Origin of the sequence: Kitasatospora sp. NPDC058162 (assembly GCF_042884005.1) — a bacterium.
GTDB lineage: Bacteria > Actinomycetota > Actinomycetes > Streptomycetales > Streptomycetaceae > Kitasatospora.
In genome coordinates this window covers 96,213-114,300 of the sequence record NZ_JBHVUS010000022.1, presented here as the reverse complement: position 1 = coordinate 114,300, position 18,088 = coordinate 96,213, and the positions used below count along the sequence as shown (strand labels likewise).

17 protein-coding genes and 1 pseudogene are annotated in these 18,088 nt (G+C 74.0%); 13 read left to right on the top strand and 5 right to left on the bottom strand.

Annotation, left to right across the window (positions count from 1 at the left end; all coding sequences use genetic code 11):
• The first annotated feature begins 396 nt into the window (after positions 1–396).
• Both ACFVXG_RS30920 and ACFVXG_RS30915 read left to right on the top strand, forming a co-directional pair.
• The gene (locus ACFVXG_RS30920) at positions 397–786 is read left to right on the top strand and encodes a hypothetical protein (RefSeq protein ID WP_387932104.1); all 390 of its coding nucleotides are present in this window, start codon (positions 397–399) and stop codon (positions 784–786) included.
• Positions 752–3,256, top strand: coding sequence for a transporter substrate-binding domain-containing protein (locus ACFVXG_RS30915; RefSeq protein ID WP_387932102.1), 2,505 nt, complete (start codon positions 752–754; stop codon positions 3,254–3,256). The genes ACFVXG_RS30920 and ACFVXG_RS30915 overlap by 35 nt, the downstream gene beginning before the upstream one ends.
• Positions 3,257–3,645: 389 nt before the next feature.
• On the opposite strand, the gene ACFVXG_RS30910 is transcribed toward ACFVXG_RS30915, so the two are convergent.
• Entirely contained in the window at positions 3,646–3,954 is a 309-nt protein-coding gene (locus tag ACFVXG_RS30910; protein ID WP_387932100.1) for an ML domain-containing protein, read from the bottom strand.
• Between the two features lie 77 nt (positions 3,955–4,031).
• Between ACFVXG_RS30910 and ACFVXG_RS30905 the strand changes: the two are divergent.
• Both ACFVXG_RS30905 and ACFVXG_RS30900 read left to right on the top strand, forming a co-directional pair.
• Positions 4,032–4,076, top strand: a pseudogene (locus tag ACFVXG_RS30905) (hypothetical protein); the annotation flags it as partial.
• Positions 4,077–4,224: 148 nt separating this feature from the next.
• Positions 4,225–4,665, top strand: a complete 441-nt coding sequence (locus ACFVXG_RS30900) for a hypothetical protein (protein ID WP_387932099.1) — start codon at positions 4,225–4,227, stop codon at positions 4,663–4,665.
• A gap of 109 nt (positions 4,666–4,774) precedes the next feature.
• Here the strand turns inward: ACFVXG_RS30900 and ACFVXG_RS30895 are convergent, their stop codons facing one another.
• From ACFVXG_RS30895 to ACFVXG_RS30885, 3 genes are read right to left on the bottom strand one after another with little or no spacing between them, the layout of a single operon-like run.
• Entirely contained in the window at positions 4,775–5,590 is an 816-nt protein-coding gene (locus ACFVXG_RS30895; protein WP_387932097.1) for a hypothetical protein, read from the bottom strand.
• Between the two features lie 25 nt (positions 5,591–5,615).
• Positions 5,616–7,745: a PQQ-binding-like beta-propeller repeat protein gene (locus tag ACFVXG_RS30890; protein ID WP_387932095.1), complete on the bottom strand. Its 2,130-nt coding sequence runs from the start codon at positions 7,743–7,745 to the stop codon at positions 5,616–5,618.
• The gene (locus tag ACFVXG_RS30885; RefSeq protein ID WP_387932093.1) at positions 7,742–10,000 is read right to left on the bottom strand and encodes a protein kinase; all 2,259 of its coding nucleotides are present in this window, start codon (positions 9,998–10,000) and stop codon (positions 7,742–7,744) included. Before ACFVXG_RS30885 ends, ACFVXG_RS30890 begins: the two co-directional genes overlap by 4 nt.
• 156 nt (positions 10,001–10,156) lie before the next feature.
• On the opposite strand from ACFVXG_RS30885, the gene ACFVXG_RS30880 reads away from it, so the two are divergent.
• On the top strand, positions 10,157–11,149 hold the full coding sequence (locus ACFVXG_RS30880; protein ID WP_387932091.1) for a hypothetical protein: 993 nt from the start codon (positions 10,157–10,159) through the stop codon (positions 11,147–11,149).
• Positions 11,150–11,434: 285 nt separating this feature from the next.
• Complete coding sequence (locus ACFVXG_RS30875) at positions 11,435–11,800, top strand: hypothetical protein (RefSeq protein WP_387932089.1); 366 nt, start codon at positions 11,435–11,437, stop codon at positions 11,798–11,800.
• A 188-nt stretch (positions 11,801–11,988) separates the two neighbouring features.
• On the opposite strand, the gene ACFVXG_RS30870 is transcribed toward ACFVXG_RS30875, so the two are convergent.
• Positions 11,989–12,360, bottom strand: a complete 372-nt coding sequence (locus ACFVXG_RS30870; RefSeq protein WP_387932087.1) for a hypothetical protein — start codon at positions 12,358–12,360, stop codon at positions 11,989–11,991.
• A gap of 168 nt (positions 12,361–12,528) precedes the next feature.
• Here ACFVXG_RS30870 and ACFVXG_RS30865 point away from each other — a divergent pair, with 168 nt between their 5' ends.
• From ACFVXG_RS30865 to ACFVXG_RS30835, 7 genes are all read left to right on the top strand, one after another.
• Entirely contained in the window at positions 12,529–13,461 is a 933-nt protein-coding gene (locus ACFVXG_RS30865; protein ID WP_387932085.1) for an ATP-binding cassette domain-containing protein, read from the top strand.
• On the top strand, positions 13,451–14,212 hold the full coding sequence (locus ACFVXG_RS30860) for an ABC transporter permease (protein WP_387932083.1): 762 nt from the start codon (positions 13,451–13,453) through the stop codon (positions 14,210–14,212). The genes ACFVXG_RS30865 and ACFVXG_RS30860 overlap by 11 nt, the downstream gene beginning before the upstream one ends.
• Before the next feature lie 234 nt (positions 14,213–14,446).
• Positions 14,447–14,794 (top strand): DUF308 domain-containing protein, encoded by a 348-nt coding sequence (locus ACFVXG_RS30855; protein ID WP_387932081.1) that lies wholly within the window; start codon positions 14,447–14,449, stop codon positions 14,792–14,794.
• Positions 14,795–14,839: 45 nt separating this feature from the next.
• Positions 14,840–15,007: a hypothetical protein gene (locus tag ACFVXG_RS30850; RefSeq protein ID WP_387932079.1), complete on the top strand. Its 168-nt coding sequence runs from the start codon at positions 14,840–14,842 to the stop codon at positions 15,005–15,007.
• Positions 15,004–15,732, top strand: coding sequence for an ABC transporter ATP-binding protein (locus tag ACFVXG_RS30845; protein WP_387932077.1), 729 nt, complete (start codon positions 15,004–15,006; stop codon positions 15,730–15,732). Before ACFVXG_RS30850 ends, ACFVXG_RS30845 begins: the two co-directional genes overlap by 4 nt.
• The gene (locus ACFVXG_RS30840) at positions 15,725–16,966 is read left to right on the top strand and encodes an ABC transporter permease (RefSeq protein WP_387932075.1); all 1,242 of its coding nucleotides are present in this window, start codon (positions 15,725–15,727) and stop codon (positions 16,964–16,966) included. Before ACFVXG_RS30845 ends, ACFVXG_RS30840 begins: the two co-directional genes overlap by 8 nt.
• Before the next feature lie 264 nt (positions 16,967–17,230).
• The gene (locus ACFVXG_RS30835) at positions 17,231–17,938 is read left to right on the top strand and encodes a hypothetical protein (RefSeq protein WP_387932073.1); all 708 of its coding nucleotides are present in this window, start codon (positions 17,231–17,233) and stop codon (positions 17,936–17,938) included.
• Positions 17,939–18,088: the final 150 nt, after the last annotated feature.

Sequence of the window (18,088 nt, the reverse complement as noted above, 5' to 3'; positions counted from 1 at the left end):
CATCCCACCCGGTCCTCGTAGCAGGGAGTTCGACGGGCCCTGACCGGCCAGCACAGCGTCCAGGACGCGCCGACAGGTGGTGCCGCCTGCGCCGGTTTCTCGCCGTCTGGCGTCGTCCTGCGGATGTTCCCCTCCCGGGCGGCGGCGTGTCGACGGGGACCGCCGGTCGCGGCGGGCGCTCATGACACCGAGTGCCGGTCGCGCTGAGTGTCCACCACGCGATCCTGATGACGCCCAGTAACGACGGCGGCCGAGCGTCGGTCGCGCTGAGTATCCGTCGCTTGAGTATCGCTCACCCTGCGAATCGATCGTGCCGAAACGATGCCGGTCGACCCGTTCCGGAAGATGATGGTGGGGAGGGGACGGGCGCTGGTCCTCGGGGAAGGAGCGTGCGACATGGCGACCTTCGACGGGCCCACCGGGCTGCTGCTCCAGGTCCGGCCGGACACCGGCCTCGATCCGGACGAACTGACGGAGCTCGCCGCCCGGCTCCGCACCGAACTGCTCGACGACCTCGACCTCACCGACGCCGAACCGGTCGAGGAGGGGTCCGCACCCGAGGACGCCAAGGGTCTCGGGAGCCTGGCCGGCGCGCTGCTCGTGCACTTCGTGGACATCGACATGCTGCGGGCGGTGGTCGGCGCCGTCCGGAGCTGGGTCGGACGGACCGGCCACGTCGTCGAGCTGAGCTACGGCGGCGACACGCTGAAGGTCACCGGGGTGACCGCCAAGCAGCAGGAAACGATGATCGATGACTGGCTCGCACGTCACGCGGCCGTCACCTGAACTGCCTGACGAAGTCCGCTTCGCGCTGGTGGTGGCCACGGCCACGTACACCGACCCGGCGCTGCGCCAGCTCCGGGCCCCGGCCCGCGACGCCGACCAACTGAGCGAGGTGCTCGCCGACCCGCGGATCGGGGGCTTCGCGGTGACCCGGGTGGTCGACCGGACCGCGCAGGAGATCCGCCTGGCCGCGGAGGAGTTCCTCACCGGCCGCGATCCGGAGGACCTGCTGCTCGTCTACCTCTCCTGCCACGGGCTCGTGGACGTCCGCCGCAAGCTGTACTTCGCCGCCACCGACACCGTGAAGACGCGGCTCGCCGCCACCGGGGTGGAGTCGCAGTGGCTGCTCGACCTGATGGAGGACTGCCGGGCCAGGCGCCTGGTGGTCATCCTCGACTGCTGCTTCAGCGGCGCTTTCTCGCACGGGCTCAAGGGTGACGAGGACCTGGCGCTGGGCGAACGCATGCGCGGCCAGGGCCGCGGGCGGGTGGTGCTGACCGCCTCGCGCGGCAGCGAGTACTCCTGGGAGGGCGAGTCGCTGTCCGGGGTGGAACCGCCCGGTTCGGTGTTCACCACCGCGATCGTCGAGGGCATCCGCAGCGGCGCGGCCGACGAGGACCACGACGGCTACATCTCGGTCGACGACGCCTACGCGTTCGCCTTCGACCGGATCCGGTCCGGCGGCAGCCAGCAGACCCCGCAGCGCTGGCTCTACGGCGCCGAGGGCAAGATCCTGCTCGCCCGCAGCCCGGCCGGCGTGGCCGTCACCCCCGCGCCGCTGCCGGAAGCCCTGCGCAGCGGCCTGGACAGCCCGCACCCGGCCATCCGGCTCGGTGCGGTGACCACGCTCGGCGAGTGGCTCACCGGGGCCGACCCGGCGCGCGAGCTGGCGGCCCGGCGGACGCTGCAGGAAGTCGCGGACGCCGACATCCCCCTGGTGGCCTCGGCCGCGCGGGCCCTGCTGGCGCGGGTCGAGGCCGGGCCGGGGAGGGCGCCCGTGGAGGAGGCCGGGCCTGAGGAGCCTGTCCCGGGGAAGGCGCCCGTGGAGGAGGCCGGACCCGAGGGGCCTGTCCCGGGGAAGGCGCCCGCGGAGGAGGCCGGACCTGAGGGGCCTGCCCCGGGGAAGGCACTCGCGGAGAAGCCGGCGCCGGGACTGCCGGCGGAGGAGGGCAGGTCCGAGGAGCCCCGGTCCGAGGAGTCCCGGTCCGGGCCGGTCGCGCGTGTGATGCCCCGCCCACCGGGGCTGGCCGCACGGCCGCCCGCCAAACCGGTACCGGCGGCCTGCCCCGCCCCGGAGGCAGCCGTCGTCCCGCCCCGGGCACCACCGGCGCTCCGGGAGCCGACGTCCCGGCCCCCGCCGGCGATCGCGGCCCCACGGTCGGGGGAGCGGGCGCGGACGGTCCCGCCGCCACCGCAGACCAGGGAAGTGGCCGACCTCTCGTCATTGGCGCACGAACTCGTGCCGCCCCCGCCCAGCCCGCCACCGCCGACGGACGAGGAGGGCCCGCCCGACGGCGTCCCGCCCCACCGGTGGATACGACTGCTGCCGCACGGCCGCCGTGCCCGTGTCCTCCTCCTGGGGATCCTGCTGCTGGCGGTGGTCACGGTGGCCACCGTGGTGCTCACCACCCGGTCCGGCACCCCGCCCCCGACAGCGGGCGGCGCAGCCCCGAAGTCGGGTGTTCTCGCCATCTCCACGGATCCGTCGCTGGCCAAGCAGGTCCCGGCCGCCGTGCGGTCGAGCGGCAAGCTGGTCGTGGGCACCGACCCGTCCTACCTGCCCAATGAGTTCAAGGACGGCAACGGCAACCTCATCGGCGTGGACGTCGACCTGGCCAAAGCGATCGCGCAGAGGCTCGGCCTGAACGCCGAGCTGCGGGACACGTCGTTCACCTCGATCCTCCCTGGTGTCGAATCGTCGGAGTACCAACTCGGCATGAGCTCCATCACCGACACCAAGTCCCGTGAGGTGTCCGTCGACATGGTCGGCTACTTCACGGCCGGCACGGCCGTCGCGGTGCGTGGCGGCAACCCCGACCAGATCGACCCGACGAACCTCTGCGGCGCGAAGGTCGCCGTCGAGACCGGCACCACTCAGGGCGACGAGATCACGAAAACGATCAATCCGGGCTGCGTCAAGGTCGGCCGTCCGGCCGTCCGGATGGGCTCGTTCGGCACCGCCAAGGAGGTCACCAACGCCGTGATCTCCGGCCAGGACCAGGCCATGCTCGCCGACTCCCCGGTCGTCGATTACGAGCGCATGCAGACCAACGGCCAAGTGGTGCAGCTCGGCGACACGTCCGATCCCTCCCACTACGGAATCGCCGTTGCCAAGGGATCCACGCTCACCCAGGCCGTCCAGGGCGCCGTGCAGTCGCTGATCAACGACGGCACCTACAACCAGATCCTCGCCAAGTGGGGCGTTCAGGCCGGAGCCGTCCAGGGCGCCCAGGTCAACGGAGCCACCGGCTGAGCCGCCCTCGCTCTCAGCGGACGAATCGTCAGAACACCCACAGAAGCCACCGCTTGGAGAGAGAAGGAGAAGCAAGAACAGGCGCTCGCCGCGGCCGCGGAATCACCCCGGGGTGAAACCTCGCTGCCCGGCCGGTTGCGGCCGCAGCAAACCGGCCGCGCCGGAGGCCGCTCGGCCACCTGCCAGGAGGACAGCGGCGGACCCCTCCCATCGATCCGCGACGGGCACTCGCTGGTCATGGGCGTGACCGGGTGGCGGTGCTGCTTGGTGGCCTCTGACAAGCGATCTTGACTGTTTGCCATGCCCACCGCGTCCGTGCCGGATGGCCGCCGGCCCTGGTCCGGCCGGCCCCGGTCCGGCCATCCCCGAGCGGGGTCACGGGGAGGGTGTCACACGATCTGGAGGCTGAAGGTGATGCAGGCGATCACCGTGTTGTCCTGGTCGAGGACGGTTACGCGCACGATGTAGCTGCCGCTGGGGGTATCCGTGGAGACGGGGCAGGTGGTCTGCGCGGTGTACGGGCCCGCCGCCGCGGCGGTGAGCGGTGTGGTCTGCTCGGCGGTCGTGGTGAGCCCGTACGTCAGCAGCAGGTCGACCGTGCCGCTGGTGATGGCCTTGTTCAGGGTGCCGGTCAGGGTCACCGTCAAAGTGCTCCCCTTGACCACCTGCTTGGGAGTGTATGCAACGCTCTCGACCATGAAACCGTCGGTGGCTGAACAGATCACCGCCCCTTGCCCGGGTCATCAGGGTGCTGCCGGCCGGGGACGCGGCGCACATGTTCTTCCCGGCCGGTGGGCAGGGCATGAACCTCGGCATCCAGGACGCCGCCAACCTGGGCTGGAAGCCGGCCGCCACCCTCCAGGGGCGGGCCCCCCGACGGACTGCTCGACAGCTACGACTCGGAGCGCCGGCCGGCCGCCCGCGCCGTCATCGACAACACCCGCGCGCAACTCGCCCTGTTCGCCGCGGTGAGCCCCGAGCAGATCGCGCTGCGCGAGGTCTGGTCCGACGCACTGGCCCAGCCGCACACCAACCGGCAGTGGGCCCGCCGGATCGCCGGCTTCGACGACCCGCTCCCCGCCGCCACCGCACCCGGCGCCCACCCGCTGACCGGCACCCGCCTGGCCGGCCTCACCCTGGACACCCCCGACGCACCCACCGCCCACCCGCTGACGCACCACGGCCGGACACTGCTGCTGGACCTCGACGGGAGCCGCACGCCGTGCACCGCGGACGGCCTGGAACAGCGGGCGGCCACCGTCGACACCCGCTCCGCGCACCCGGTCTGGCACGACGTCACCGCGGCCCTGATCCGCCCCGACGCCCGCATCGCCTGGGCCAGCACCGACCCCGACCCGCACCGCCGGGCCACGGACTGCCTCACCACCCTGCGCACCCTCCACCGCTGAACCCCACCGCCGAACCCGTCGGCCACCTCCGGCGCCGGCCCATCCCGGCCGGCGTCAACCGTGCGGCCCGGTCATCGCCGTGACCTCCTGCCGCACCGTCAGTTCCGTCTCACGAGGTGGTGAGCGTGCCCAGGGCGTCCCGCGCCGCGGCGGTGGCGGCGGCTTCGGCGTCGGAGGGCGGGACGTCCTTCAAGGTGTAGCCGGAGCGGGTGGCCGCCTGGTAGTCGACGGTGACGACCGCGTTGCGCTGGAGCACCACGAGTTCGACGCGGCCGTAACCCCACGCGACGGTGTAGAGCAGGGTCGCCTTCGCCCCGACGTCGGGCACCGACCGGTCGTCGGTGATCTTCATGTTGGTCGTGGCCGCCACCGTCCGGGCGCTGCTCAGCGTCGCTTGGTAGATGCTGTCGGCGTTCGGGGTCAGCGTGACCACGACCTGCAGCATGATCAGGCCGGAGTCCTGGCCGTTCCAGCTCCCGCGCGACGTCCCGGTCCCGGCCGACTTCTGCTCGGTGCAGGAGGCGCCCTTGGCGTAGCGGGCGACCGTCTCGGGGCGCACCAGTGCGCAGCCCGCCGCCGAGGCGGTGTAGAGCGCCGCGGCCGGGGACGACGGGCCGGAGGACGCGGCCGCCGTCGAACCCGCCGCCGCCGCTGAGGCGTTCGTCGCGCCGGCGGTGGCCGGGCCGGCCGAGGTGGTCGCGGTCGGCGTGACGAGGTTGGCCACCAGGCCCAGGACGAGCGCGGCGGTGCCCGCGCCGGCCGTGATGCCTCCCAGCAGCCAGGTCCACCGCCGGGCGGGCCCGCCCGGGCGCAGGTCCGCCGGGTCGGGGAGGGTGGCGGGCACGGCCTGGGCCGGCAGGGGGCTCGTGTGCGGGAGGGTGGGCAGCGGCTGGGTCGCCGGCGGGGTGTCCTCGATCTCGGCCATCTCGTGCTGAACCCTTCGAAGGCTGTCAGCCGCCGGCTGACAGGTGATAGGCGGTCAGGGTGGTCCCGTAGCCGACCAGCAGGGCCGCGTCCTGGACGAGGACGTGCGGGTCGCCGGGCTGGCGGGCGAAGGTCTGGTGCCACTGCGGGCTGCCGTCGGCGCCGGCCAGCGACTGGAGGGCGATCCCGCCCGTGTCGGTCGGCGTGGTGACGAGGACCGAGCCCGCGGCCGCGCCCTGGACGGTGGCGGCGCCCTGCGCCGACGGCCAGGTCCACGCGGTGGCCCCGGTGCGCGGGTCGGTGCCGGACACGCCCTTCGGGCCGCCGGTCACGACCAGGGCCGCGGTGTCCGCGCACCCGGTGATGGCACCGGGGTGGGTGCCGCGCCACAGCTGGGCGCCCGTGGTGTCGAAGGCCGCCGTCGGGATCTGCCCGTCGGTGCCCGTCACCCCGCTGACGGGCAGACAGGTGAGCACCGCTCCGCGGAGCGCGAGCGAACCCCGATAGGAACCGGCGGACATGGTCGCCGAGGCCGGCGGCAGGCCGCTGGGCCGGCTCCACAGGGCGGTTCCGCGCCCGCCGTCCACGGCGGTCAGGGCACGGTCCGGGTCCAGTGCGTACAGGCTGCCGCCGCTCGGCGGCGCGTACAGCTCCTGGGCGTCCAGCGACCAGCGTTGGCGCCCGCTCGCGCGGTCGAGCGCCAGGAAGCGGAAGGTGTCGGCGGCGGCCAGGGTCGGATCGCCGAGGACCGTGACGACCAGCAGGCCCGCCCCGTCCATGCCCTGGACCCGGAAGGAGGTGCCCAGCGCCGCGCTGCTCCACAGCCTGCGCCCCGCGGCCGCGTCGTAGCCGTGCAGTGCCCCGTCCGCTCCGGTGACCAGCAGCAGACCCGGCAGCGGCAGGGTCAGGGCCTGCGCGCCGGGAACCGGGTCGGGGGAACGCCAGAGCTCGGCGCCGCTGCGTGCGTCGCGCGCCCGCACCGAGCCGTCCTGGTCCACCGACCACACCCGCCCGCCGTCGCCGACCAGCGACGCCCCCGCCTCCGAACTGCTGCTCCACAGCACCCGTCCGTCGGAACGGGCGTAGCCGACCGCCCCCGTGCGGTCCGCGCACACCACCGCCGCCGGGCCGCAGGCCACCGGCGCCATCCCGGCCCGGGGGAGGGCCGCCGTCCAGGCCTTCGGGGGCGCCCCCGCGTTCCCCGGCCACAGCAGCCGGGTGGCCCCGCCCGCGGCGGCCGTGGCGAGCAGGGCGCCGCCGAGGACGAGCAGCCGGCGCCGGGTGCCGTTCGGATCGCTCAGCACCCGGGCCAGTTCGCGCTCACGCCGGTGTACGGTCCGCTCCGCCCCGCCCATCCAGTCGGTGCCGACCGCCGGGCCGTACCGGAAGGCCTCGGCGAGCTCGGCGGGTGCGGGCCGCCGGGCCGGATCCCGGTCCAGACAGCGCACCAGCAGGCCCGTCAGCTCCGGTGGCGCCCCGTCCAGGTCCGGGGGCTCCTCGGAGGCGCGGTAGACCAGCACCGCCGGCGGTCCCTCGCCGAAGGGCGCGCGGCCGGTCGCGGCGTAGGCCAGCACGGCGCCCAGCGAGAACAGGTCGCTGGCGGGCGTGAGGGGCCGGCCCGCCGCGTGTTCGGGGGACATGAATCCGGGGGTGCCGATGATCTGGCCGCTCGCGGTGGGCAGCGCGTCGGCCGTCGGCTTGCTGATCCCGAAGTCGATGACCCTCGGGCCGTCCCGGGCGACCAGGATGTTCGAGGGTTTCAGGTCCCGGTGGATGATCCGGGCCCGGTGGACCGCCGCGAGCGCCTCCACCAGCCCCGCCCCCAGGACGTGGAGCGCGGGCCGGGCGAGCGCCCCGTGCCGCGCCACCGCCTCGTAGAGCGACGGCCCGGCGACGAACTCGGTTGCCAGCCAGGGGAGTTCCGCCTCCGTGTCGGCGTCCACCACCGCCACGGTGTAGGCCCCGTTGACCGACCTGGCCGCGGCCACCTCCTGGGCGAACCTGCGCCGGAACTCCGGGTCGGCCGCGTACTGCTCCTGCACGGTCTTCACCGCGACGGGGCGCCCGCTGCCGGTGGCGGCCAGGTAGACGGCGCCCATGCCGCCCGCGCCGAGTCGGCGCAGGACGCGGTACGGGCCGATGCTCCACGCGCTCATCCGGTACCGGCCCGGTAGGCGCGCAGGGTGGTGGCGGAGGCGCAGTAGAGCGTCGGGCCGTCGGCGGCGGTGGTCCACAGGCCCTCGTCGGAGGGCGGCCGGGCCACCCAGCGGACGGCGCCGCGGGCGGCGTCCAGGACGGCCGAGCCGTACGGCCCGCCGGGCAGCGGGACGGCGAAGAAGCCGTCACCCGCGCTCGGAGCCCGGAAGTCACCGGCCGCCGCCGGGGCGGTCCCCGCCGCCACGGTGCAGTGCCACAGCCCCCGGCCGGTCGTGACGTCCAGGCAGTAGGCCGTGCCCTGGGCCCCGGACAGCAGCAGCCGGTCGCCGCCGAGCGCACAGCCGAAGACCGCTTGCGGGACCGGGGGAGCCGTCCAGCGCTGCCGCCCGGTGGCCGCTTCCACGGCCGCGACCGTCCTGCCCACGACGACCACCAGCAGGTCGCCGGTGCGCAGCAGCCGCGCGGGTATCCCGCCGCCGCCGGGGGCGAGACCGGTGGCCTGCCAGCCGGACCCGCCGGTGCGCAGGTCCACCGCGTGCAGGACGTCACCGTCCTGGTAGTAGCACCTGCCGTCGGCGACCAGGCCCATCGAGCTGCCGGAACCGCTGTACAGGGACTCCGAGTGGCGGGCCATCTCCACCGCCAGGCTCGCGGCGACCTCGTGCTGCCACAGCACCTCGCCGGTGCCCAGATCGGCCCCGACGACGAGTCCGCCGCCGGTGGCGGAGGTCTGCCGGGCCGTCACCACGGTCCGCTCGTCCGCGCCGAAGACCCGCAGGGTCATCGCGGCGCTCATCTGCTGGTCGGCGGGCACGGCGAGCGGGATCCGGTGGGACTGGGCCGAGGCGTCCAGCCACACCAGGCTCGCGAAGTCCGGGGACGTGCCGTAGAGCAGCCCGCCCTGCGCCTGGACGAACTGGACCTCCTGCTGGGACCACGCCGTACGCCCCGTCGAGGGGTCCACGCCGGTCGCGCCCATGCCCTCGTTCCACCACACGGGCGTCGAGCCGATGAGGGACAGCTGGTGGTCGACCGTCACGCCGCTGAACGGCCGGCTCCACAGCGGGGCCGGCGCACCGGGCGGGGTACCGGCGCTGCCGCCCGTACCGCTCGTGCCCGTACCGCTCAGGCCCGTACCGCTGGTGCCTGCTCCGCCCGCGTCGGCCCCCCACGCGTCCACGGGGTCACCGACCGTCGCCGCCCCGGCGGCCGCCCGGGCCCGGCGGGTGAGCAGCAGCGGCACGCCCACGGCCGCCGCCGCGCCCGCGCCGAGCCCGGCACCGAGGCCGAACAGCCCGCGCCGGCTCAGCGACTGCCAGGCCCGCACCGGCCGCGCGGGCGGATCCGCGGGCGGCGCCGCCAGGTCGATCCCGGCCTGCCGCTCCCGGGCCTCGAAGTCGGCCAGCAGCCCCGGGCTCAGCAGCGCCGCCGGATCGGCCGGGGCCAGCGCGGCCAGCACGGCCGCCGCCGTGGGCCGCCGACCCGGGTCCTTGTCCAGGCACGCGGCCACCAGCGGGCCCAGCGCGGCGGGCACCCCGGAGAGGTCCGGCCACTCGTACACCACCCGCCGGTTGATCTGCGCGGGCTCACCGGTGCCGAAGGGGGTACGGCCGGTGAGCGCGTACACCAGTAGGCAGCCGAGCGAGAACACGTCCGAGGAGGCGAAGGTGACGGACGCGGAGACGATGCGCTCGGGGGCGATGTATCCCGGGGTGCCGCACACCATGCCGGTCCGGGTCAGGTGGGCCGCGTCGAAGGCCCGGCTGATCCCGAAGTCGATGACGCGCGGGCCGTCCCGCGCGATCAGCACGTTGCCCGGCTTGAGGTCACGGTGCACCACCCCCGCCGCGTGGATCGCGGCCAGCGCCTCCGCCAGCGCCGCCCCCAACGCCCGCGCCCCCGCCTCGCCGAGCGGACCGAACCGCAGCACCACCTCGCCCAGCGACGGCGCCGGCAGGTACGCCGTGGCCATCCACGGCCGGGGACCGCGCGGCTGCGCGTCCACCACGGGCGGCGTGTGGAAGCCCGTCACCCGCCTCGCGGCCTCCACCTCCTGCTGGAACCGGCGTTGGAACTGCGGGTCCTCGGCGTACTCGGGCCGGATCACCTTCACCGCGAGCAGTCTCAGCCCGGGCGAGCGGGCCAGGTACACCACCCCCATCCCGCCCTCGCCCAACGGCCGCAGCAGTTGATGGGGGCCCACGAACACGGCCGGCCGCGCCCCCGCGCCCGCGCTGTCACCCTTGGCAGCCACCAAGCCTCCCCCGTGCCCTCGCCACCGTCACCAGACAGGGTGGCACGGACACCTCATCCGGTGGACCCCTTCCGTACATCGAAGGCCCCCCGTCCGGCGGGCGGGAGGAGACTTGTCCTGCACAGCCACAGCCGGTCGGTGCGTCAGGGGGACAGTGTGATCGAGCTCGTTTTCAGCGTGCAGGACTTGGCGCGGACCCGGTTCAGCAGTTCGCCGATGGACCATCTGCTGCTGGGGGCCGTCGGAGCCGCGCGAGGGCACTACGTCGGTGGGTCGAGCACCCGGGAACGCTGGTGGCGACGGGTGCGGGCACAAGCGCCGGCGAAGGCCGCTCCGTTCATCGAACTGGTCAACGCGAGCAGCGAGGGGATGCCGGACTTCCTCGGCGCGGACCTCCTCGGGCACTGCCGGCGGCTGAGCGACGAACTGGACGACATCACCGCCGTCCGCGACGACGTGGTCCGCAGCGACCTCGCCAGGTACGAGCAGGTGCCGCGGCTGCCCAGAATCGTCGAAGAGCTGCGCGACGAAGGCAGCGCGGCCCTGCGGCGCGTCGCGGACGCGGCATGGGCGCTGCACCGGGCCTGCCTGGCCCCGGACTGGTCCGACATGGAACGCGTCCTCCAGGCCGACATCCAGCGCCGGGCCCGCACCACGGCCGAGCACGGCCCGGGAGCCATGCTCGGCACGCTCCACCCCCAACTCGCCTGGCACGACCGGGGAGTGCTCGAGTACACCGAGCCGCCCGGCTTCGACGGCGTCTGGTCCGTCCCGCTCGAAGGACGCGGCCTGGAACTGCGCCCCAGCCTGTTCCTCCAGGAGGGCGTCGGCTTCCTGCTCCAGGACGGCCGCCAGCCGGCCGTGTTCCACCCCGTCACCCCCGGCGCGCACCGGGACGGGCCGCCGGACACCGGAGACGGCCTGGCCGTCCTGCTGGGGCCCGCCAAGGCCAGGGCCCTGCGGGCGATCGGCCCCGGCAAGGGCACCGCCGAACTGGCCCGATGCCTGGGAATCAAGCCCCCGGCGGCCTCGGCGCACGCGGCGGCGCTGCGCGCGGCCGGACTGCTGGCGACCACCCGGCAGGGACGCGCCGTGCGGCACACCCTCACCCCGCTCGGCACCGACCTGCTCGACGCCAACCCCGGCTGACGCGCCGCCCCTCCGCCGGCCGAACCATTCGCCGCTCGTCCGAATGGATGGCCCCCGCCCGCGGCCCGTGGTGGGCTGTCCAGCGCCGCCCGCACGGGTGGCGGACGACGGCATCAGCCCGCAGACAGCACTCGTGACGACGTTCCACAGTACCCGGACCGGGCCCTCGGCGGCCCGGCCCTCCGGGTGGAACCCAGGTGTCGGACCGGCCCGTTGGGCGGCCCGACTCCCACGCGCGGCTGGCTGAACGGCGGTGCGCACTCGAGCACGGGAGGATCTCGCATCATGCGCGCAATCATCAAGGCGGCCACGGCAGTCGGGCTGGCCCTGGCGGGGCTCACGGCAACGGCCGGTAGCGCTTTCGCCACCGGGGACTGGGCGAGCCAGATCGGCACGACGAATCAGGGCTGCTACGCCTGGAGCACCTTCACCAGCAACTCCATCGCGGGCCATGTCTACTCGCAGACCGGCGACAAGTGCGAGGTCTGGATCGTCCAGAACGGCCACTGGCAAGGGCCGTTCGCCACCAGCGGCAGCGGAACGGTGGTGGACACCTGGACGAACTCCTACGGCCCGGGCGTCGGCGTCTACATCTACGCCCAGGACGACACCCAGGGCGGGTCGACGACCAGCCCCGTCTACGGGGGCTGACGCCACACCCGCGCGGCACGGCCCCGCGGCGCCGCCGTCGAGCGCCACGGCTGAGAGAGGGCCCCGCCGGGCGATCCGGCGGGGCCCGTCGCGCTCTGCACGGGTGGGCCGGTGACACCCTGGTCCTCCTGCCGCCCGCCGCCCGGGACTGGGGAGAGCCGCGGCCCCGACCGGACGACCTCTGCGCGTCACGAGGCGAGTATTCGGGCCCGCCGGGCGGGGGCGGTGACAGCTACCTGGTAGAGCGCGAGGGCCACCGCGAGGAACGGCTCCCGGACGGCGCCGGCCACCGACGCCACCACGGAGGCCACCGTGACCACCGCACAGACCGCGGCCGGACGGGCCCGGCGCAGGGCCAGCGGCAGCCCCATCGCGGCCGCGAGGGCGATCCGGGCCGACCACCCGCCATAGGAGTTCCACGCCGGGCCCGGCAAGGCCAGGAACAGCGCGGTCAGCACCACGGCCGTCACGCCGTCGACGGCCACCAACTCGCCCCGGCGCAGCGGCCGGACGGCACCGTCGCGGTACGGCGTCGGCCAGGTCGGTGGGAGTTGGGCCATGCGCCCCACCGTATCCACCCCACCACGCGCACGCCTCAGCCCCGGGAATGACCGACCGTGGTAGGAGACGGCGCCGGTGGAGCCGCCCCGCCTCCACCGCGCGGCGGAGGCCACGGGTCGGATCGCCGGCCGATGTGCCGCGGCGCTGCCGCACGGCAGCCTGGTGCCGTGATCGAACTACGGCAACTGACCAAGCGCCATCGCGACACCGTCGTCGTCGACGACCTCACCTTCACGGTCCGGCCGGGCCGGGTGACGGGCTTCCTCGGCCCGAACGGGGCGGGCAAGTCCACCACCCTGCGGCTGATGCTCGGCCTGGACCGCCCCGACAAGGGCCACGTCCACTACGAGGGCAAGGCCTACCACGAACTGCGCGAACCGCTGCGGCACATCGGCGCGTTGCTGGAGGCCAAGGCGGTGCAGAACAGCCGCACCGCCTACCACCACCTGCTGTGGCTCGCCCGGACCAACCGAATCGGCCCGGCCCGGGTCCGCGAGGTGCTCGCCCTGGTGGGCCTGGAGTCCGTCTCCTCCCGCCGGGCCGGCGGCTTCTCGCTCGGCATGGGCCAGCGGCTCGGCATCGCCGCCGCACTGCTGGGCGACCCGCAGGTGCTGCTGCTGGACGAACCGGTCAACGGCCTCGACCCGGAGGGCGTGCGCTGGATCCGCACGCTGCTGCGGGGCCTGGCCGCCGAGGGCCGGACGATCCTGGTCGCCAGCCACCTGATGAGCGAGATGGCGATCACCGCCGAACACCTCGTGGTGATCGGACGCGGCAGGCTGCTCGCCGACACCGGCATGGCCGACTTCATCGCCGACAACTGCCGTCCCCAGGTGCTGGTCCGCACCTCGCAGCCGGACCGGCTGCTGCGCGTCCTGACCCGCGCCGGGCTGACGGCGCACCAGCAGGAGCGCGGCGCCGTGGTCGTCGACGACGCCGGAACGCGGAGGGTGGGCCGGATCGCGGCCGAGGCCGGGCTCGTCCTGGGGGAACTGACCACCCGCACCGCCTCCCTGGAGGACGCCTTCCTCCGCCTCACCGGCGACGCCGCCCAGTACCGGGCCGAGGCCCTCACGGGGACGGACCGGCATGTCCTCTAACGCACCGACGGCCGTGGTCCGGGCCGAACTGACCAAGATCGGGACGGTCCGGTCCACCCTCGTCCCGCTCGTCCTCGCCCTGGTCGTCAGCGTCGGGACCGGCGTGGTGAACGGCGCCTCGGCCCGCTCCGCGATCGACCGGCACAGCCCCCTGCTCCGACCCGACTTCAACCCGGTGGACGCCGGCTTCGTCGGCGTCCAGCTCGGCCAGCTGGCCCTGATCGCCTTCGCGGTCCTGCTGGTCTGCACCGAGTACGGCACCGGCATGATCCGCACCTCGCTCGCCGCGGTACCCAGCCGCGGCCTCTTCTGCCTCGCCAAGATCACCGCCGCCACCACGGTGGCCCTGCTCGTGGCCGTACCGACCACATTCCTCGCCTTCCTCGCCTCCCAGACGGCCCTGGGCCCGCACGGCGTCGGGCTGAGCCACCCCGGAGCGCTGCGCGCCGTCCTCGGGACCTGCCTCTACCTGACCCTCATCTGCCTGTTCTCGCTGGGCATCGCGACGACGCTGCGCAGCACGGCGCTCTCGCTCTCGCTGCTGTTTACCCTCGTCTTCGTGCTCACGCCGGTGGCCAACACCATCCCGGCACTGCGCACCATCGCCCGCTACCTGCCCGACCACGCCGGCGCCGAGGTCATGAGGGCCGATCCGGGCCTCAGCCCGGTAACGGGTCTGCTGGTCCTCGCGGCCTGGACGGCGGCGGCCCTGCTGGCCGGCTACCTCACGCTGCGCAGCCGTGACAGCTGAACGATCGTTCTCGATCACTCTCCGTTCGCACATCCGGTTCCGGCGGGGGCAACGGTGACGCTTCCTCAGATGCGCCCGACCTGCCAGGATCCGCTGGTGAAACACGTGACCTACCGTCTCCACCCGGCACAGATACGCCGTCAGTGGATCTTCTCGACGCTCTTCCTGGCCGGTGGTGCCTACCTTCTCTACCGCGGTTCTCTCGCCCCGACAGACGTCCGGACTGTCGCCGGCATGGCTTTCGGCGTTCTCCTGATCATCAGTGGACTCCTCCAGGTGAGGGGCGCCTTCAGCAGCGTGAGCTTCGACGAGCGCGAGATCTGGTGGACCGGGGCGCTGGGCTCCCGCAAGCGGTTCGCCTGGGCGGACATCACCGACGTCGAAGTCGGGAAGAACCGCAACCGCCCCGACTCCGGGGACGTCGTGCGGGTCACCCACCGGGAGCACGGCGACTTCAAGCTGCCGGCGGTGATCGGCATGCCGGGCGCCTGGCGCGACCCGGACTTCGAGACCAAGGCGGCCGCCACCATCGCCACCTGGCGCGCGGCGACGGCGACGGCAACAGCCGAGCCCGCGACGTAGCCGGGCACATGCGCTCCGGCCTCGCTGGTGGTGCCGGCGGCGGCCGTGACCACCGGTGCCGATCGCACGGTCTCGGTGACGGTTCTCGCCGCGGACCGGTCCCAGCGACGCGTCCCGGTGACCGCCGGGGTGGACGCGGCCGGCCTGGTCGAGGTCACACCCGCCGACGGAGCGGTGCTGAACCCCGGTGACAAGGTGGTGATCGGGCAGTGAGCGGATCTCCCCCGGCCGAGGGGCCGGCTCGGCGGTCGGTCATCGAACTGGTCGGAATCACCCGCACCTACCCGGGCCCGTCGCCGGTCCACGCGCTCCGTCCGACGGATCTGACGGTCGGAGCCGGTGAGTACTGCACGGTCGTCGGCCCGTCCGGATCGGGGAAGTCGACGCTGTTGAACCTGCTCGGTCTCCTGGACCGGCCCTCGGAGGGCACGTACCTGCTCGACGGCGTCGACACCGCGCGGCTCCCGGAGAAGCTCCGGACCGCGCTCCGGGGGCGGCGGATCGGTTTCGTCTTCCAGTCCTTCCACCTGCTGCCCTACCGGACGGCCACGGACAACGTCGCCCTGGCCCACCTGTACGACGCGGTGCCGCGTCGACAGCGCCGGCAAGCGGCGCGGGAGGCGCTGGCCCGGGTCGGGCTGGGCCATCGCCTGGACGCCCTGCCGACGACGCTGTCCGGCGGCGAGCGCCAGCGGGTCGCCATCGCCAGGGCCCTGGTGCACCACCCCTCACTGCTGCTGTGCGACGAGCCGACCGGGAACCTGGACTCCGCCACCGCGGCCCAGGTCCTCGACCTCTTCGACCTGCTGCACGGCGAGGGCATGACCCTGCTGGTCATCACCCACGACGCGCACACGGCCGCGCGGGGCCAGCGGACCCTGACGATCCGCGACGGAGTGCTGACCGAGACCCGGCCGGTGGCGAGCGCCCATGGCTGAGTCCGAGCCGACCGGCTTCCCGGTGTCGAGGATCCGCGGTCGCGACCTCTACGCCGAGGCCCTCGCCGGGCTGTTGCAGCGACCGGCCCGCACCCTCCTCACCATGCTGGGCACGGTCCTCGGGGTCGGGGCCTTCACCGCGATCCTCGGGCTGACCTCGACCACCTCCGGTCAGATCTCCAAGGACTTCACCGTGCTGACCGCGACGACCGTCACGGTGAACGACCCGGGGGACGGCGGCGCGACCGCACCGTCCAAGAAGGGCGTCGACGACTTCCCCGCCGACGCCGACGGGACGGTGGAGCACCTCAACGGAGTGGTGGGAGCCGGCCGCACCTGGCCGGTGTTCGGCACCCCGCCGTCCGTGTCGACCGTGACCCACCCCGTACCCGCCCAGCTCCGGCAGCTCCCGGTCGCCGCGGCCACCCCCGGCTACCTGAAGGTCCTGGAGCCCACGCTGAAGTCCGGCACCCTGTTCAACGCCTTCCACGACGAGCGCCGTATGCGCGTGGCGGTGCTGGGCAACGCCGCGGCGGCCCAACTCGGCGTCTCCAACCTCGCCAACCAGCCCGCGGTGTTCATCAACGGGGTGCCGTACACCGTCATCGGCATCATCGACGACGTGAAGCGCTCGCCGGAGGCGCTCCTCGACGTCCTGATCCCCGCCGCGACCGCGCAGAGCGAGTACGGCGCCCCGGCGGGCCAGCCGGCCATGCTGATCCGGACCAAACCCGGAGCCGCGCAACTCGTGGCCCACCAGGCGCCGCTGGCACTGCGTCCGGACAAGCCGCAACTCCTCCAGGCGGTCCCGCCGCCGGACCCGCACGGGCTCAAGGACCAGGTCGGCGGTTCCCTCGGTGACCTCTTCCTGATCCTCGCCGCGATCACCCTGCTGATCGGCGCGGTCGGAATCGCGAACACCACCCTGGTCGCGGTCCTGGAACGGACCGGGGAGATCGGCCTGCGCCGCTCCCTGGGAGCCCGCTCCCGCCACATCGCGGTGCAGTTCCTCGGCGAGACCACCGTGATCGGCACCCTCGGCGGCCTGATCGGCACCGCCCTCGGACTCAGCGTCGTGCTCGTCGTCGCGGTCGCCAACGACTGGACCGCGGTGCTCAACCCGACCACCACCCTGCTCGCACCGCTGATCGGCACCGTCACCGGCCTGGTGGCCGGCGCCTACCCGGCGCTGCGCGCTGCCCGTATCGAGCCCCTCGAAGCACTCCGCAGATGACCCCCCCCCGAGGCCGCACGACGAGCCGCGCGGCCGGAAATCCTCGGCGAGAACTCCGACGGAATCGCCGTTCACGCCGTGAACCGGATTCGGAGCCACCGCCCACCGGACGACGGTCCGGAGCAGCAGCTCCGGCGCAACACCCGGGCCGTTCCCGAACGCCCACCCGACCCGACCGGTGGGGCGGTACAGTGAAAAGATCGTCCGTGTCCTGATCGCCGGCGCACCTGCCCGTCACGCACACGCACACTTCCGGGGGGAACGATGACGACACGCACCCGCACACTGTCCACCGCCACGGCCCTGGCCGGGGCCGCGGTACTCCTGCTCGCCGGATGCGGCGAGAAGGACGTACCCACCCTGGACTTCGGCTCCGCGCAGCCGTCGGGGAACCGGCTCACCGCCCAGCCGCCGTCGGGTCGCTCGCTGGCGCTGGCCCAATGGCCGCACGCCTGCGAGGTGCTGGGCGACGCCGAGATCAAGGCGATCCTGCCGCAGGCCGCCGGCATCAAGCGAAAGCCGGTCAAGGTCACCATCATCGACTTCAACCCGCTGGCCGAGGCGGACCCCGGCACGACGGGCGACGTGCCCGACGCCGGCTGCAAGTTCGGCTTCGGCCTGCCCGACAAGTACGAGAGCGACAGCAACAGCAGCGTCACGCTCACCTTCACCGCCGTCGCCGACCCCGCGCTCGTCGCGAAGAGCTACGCCAAGGACCTGGCCCGCGCCCGCGAGGACGCGACCAAGTACCACAAGGAGTTCCAGGACCTCGGCACCTCACTGGGCCCGCAGGGCTGCTACACCGACGACCTCGCCAGGGGCAACCTGACCTGCCGCCAGGGACCGTACGAGTACGAGCTGAGCGGCACCTCGACGGCCGACGGCGTGGGGGAGTACCCGAAGGCGGACCGGAACTGGAGCGACAAGGTGCTGCGCCAGGTCGCCCGCACCCTCAGCGCGCGCATGCCCTGACGGCGGCGAACCGGCCCGCCCGGCATCCGGCCGACCGCCGGCAGTGGGCAGTGGGCAGCGGGCGGGCCGACACCGCCGGAGGAGCCCTGACGACCGGTCGGCGACCGGTCGCCGACCGGCCGGACAACGTCCGGCGGAAGTTCATCGGTT

Coding starts and splice junctions, on each gene's coding strand:
- ACFVXG_RS30920 (WP_387932104.1), top strand. CDS start 397: ATGGCGACCTTCGACGGGCCCACCGGGCTGCTGCTCCAGGTCCGGCCG.
- ACFVXG_RS30915 (WP_387932102.1), top strand. CDS start 752: ATGACTGGCTCGCACGTCACGCGGCCGTCACCTGAACTGCCTGACGAA.
- ACFVXG_RS30910 (WP_387932100.1), bottom strand. CDS start 3,954: ATGGTCGAGAGCGTTGCATACACTCCCAAGCAGGTGGTCAAGGGGAGC.
- ACFVXG_RS30895 (WP_387932097.1), bottom strand. CDS start 5,590: ATGGCCGAGATCGAGGACACCCCGCCGGCGACCCAGCCGCTGCCCACC.
- ACFVXG_RS30890 (WP_387932095.1), bottom strand. CDS start 7,745: ATGAGCGCGTGGAGCATCGGCCCGTACCGCGTCCTGCGCCGACTCGGC.
- ACFVXG_RS30875 (WP_387932089.1), top strand. CDS start 11,435: ATGCGCGCAATCATCAAGGCGGCCACGGCAGTCGGGCTGGCCCTGGCG.
- ACFVXG_RS30870 (WP_387932087.1), bottom strand. CDS start 12,360: ATGGCCCAACTCCCACCGACCTGGCCGACGCCGTACCGCGACGGTGCC.
- ACFVXG_RS30860 (WP_387932083.1), top strand. CDS start 13,451: ATGTCCTCTAACGCACCGACGGCCGTGGTCCGGGCCGAACTGACCAAG.
- ACFVXG_RS30855 (WP_387932081.1), top strand. CDS start 14,447: ATGGCTTTCGGCGTTCTCCTGATCATCAGTGGACTCCTCCAGGTGAGG.
- ACFVXG_RS30840 (WP_387932075.1), top strand. CDS start 15,725: ATGGCTGAGTCCGAGCCGACCGGCTTCCCGGTGTCGAGGATCCGCGGT.
- ACFVXG_RS30835 (WP_387932073.1), top strand. CDS start 17,231: ATGACGACACGCACCCGCACACTGTCCACCGCCACGGCCCTGGCCGGG.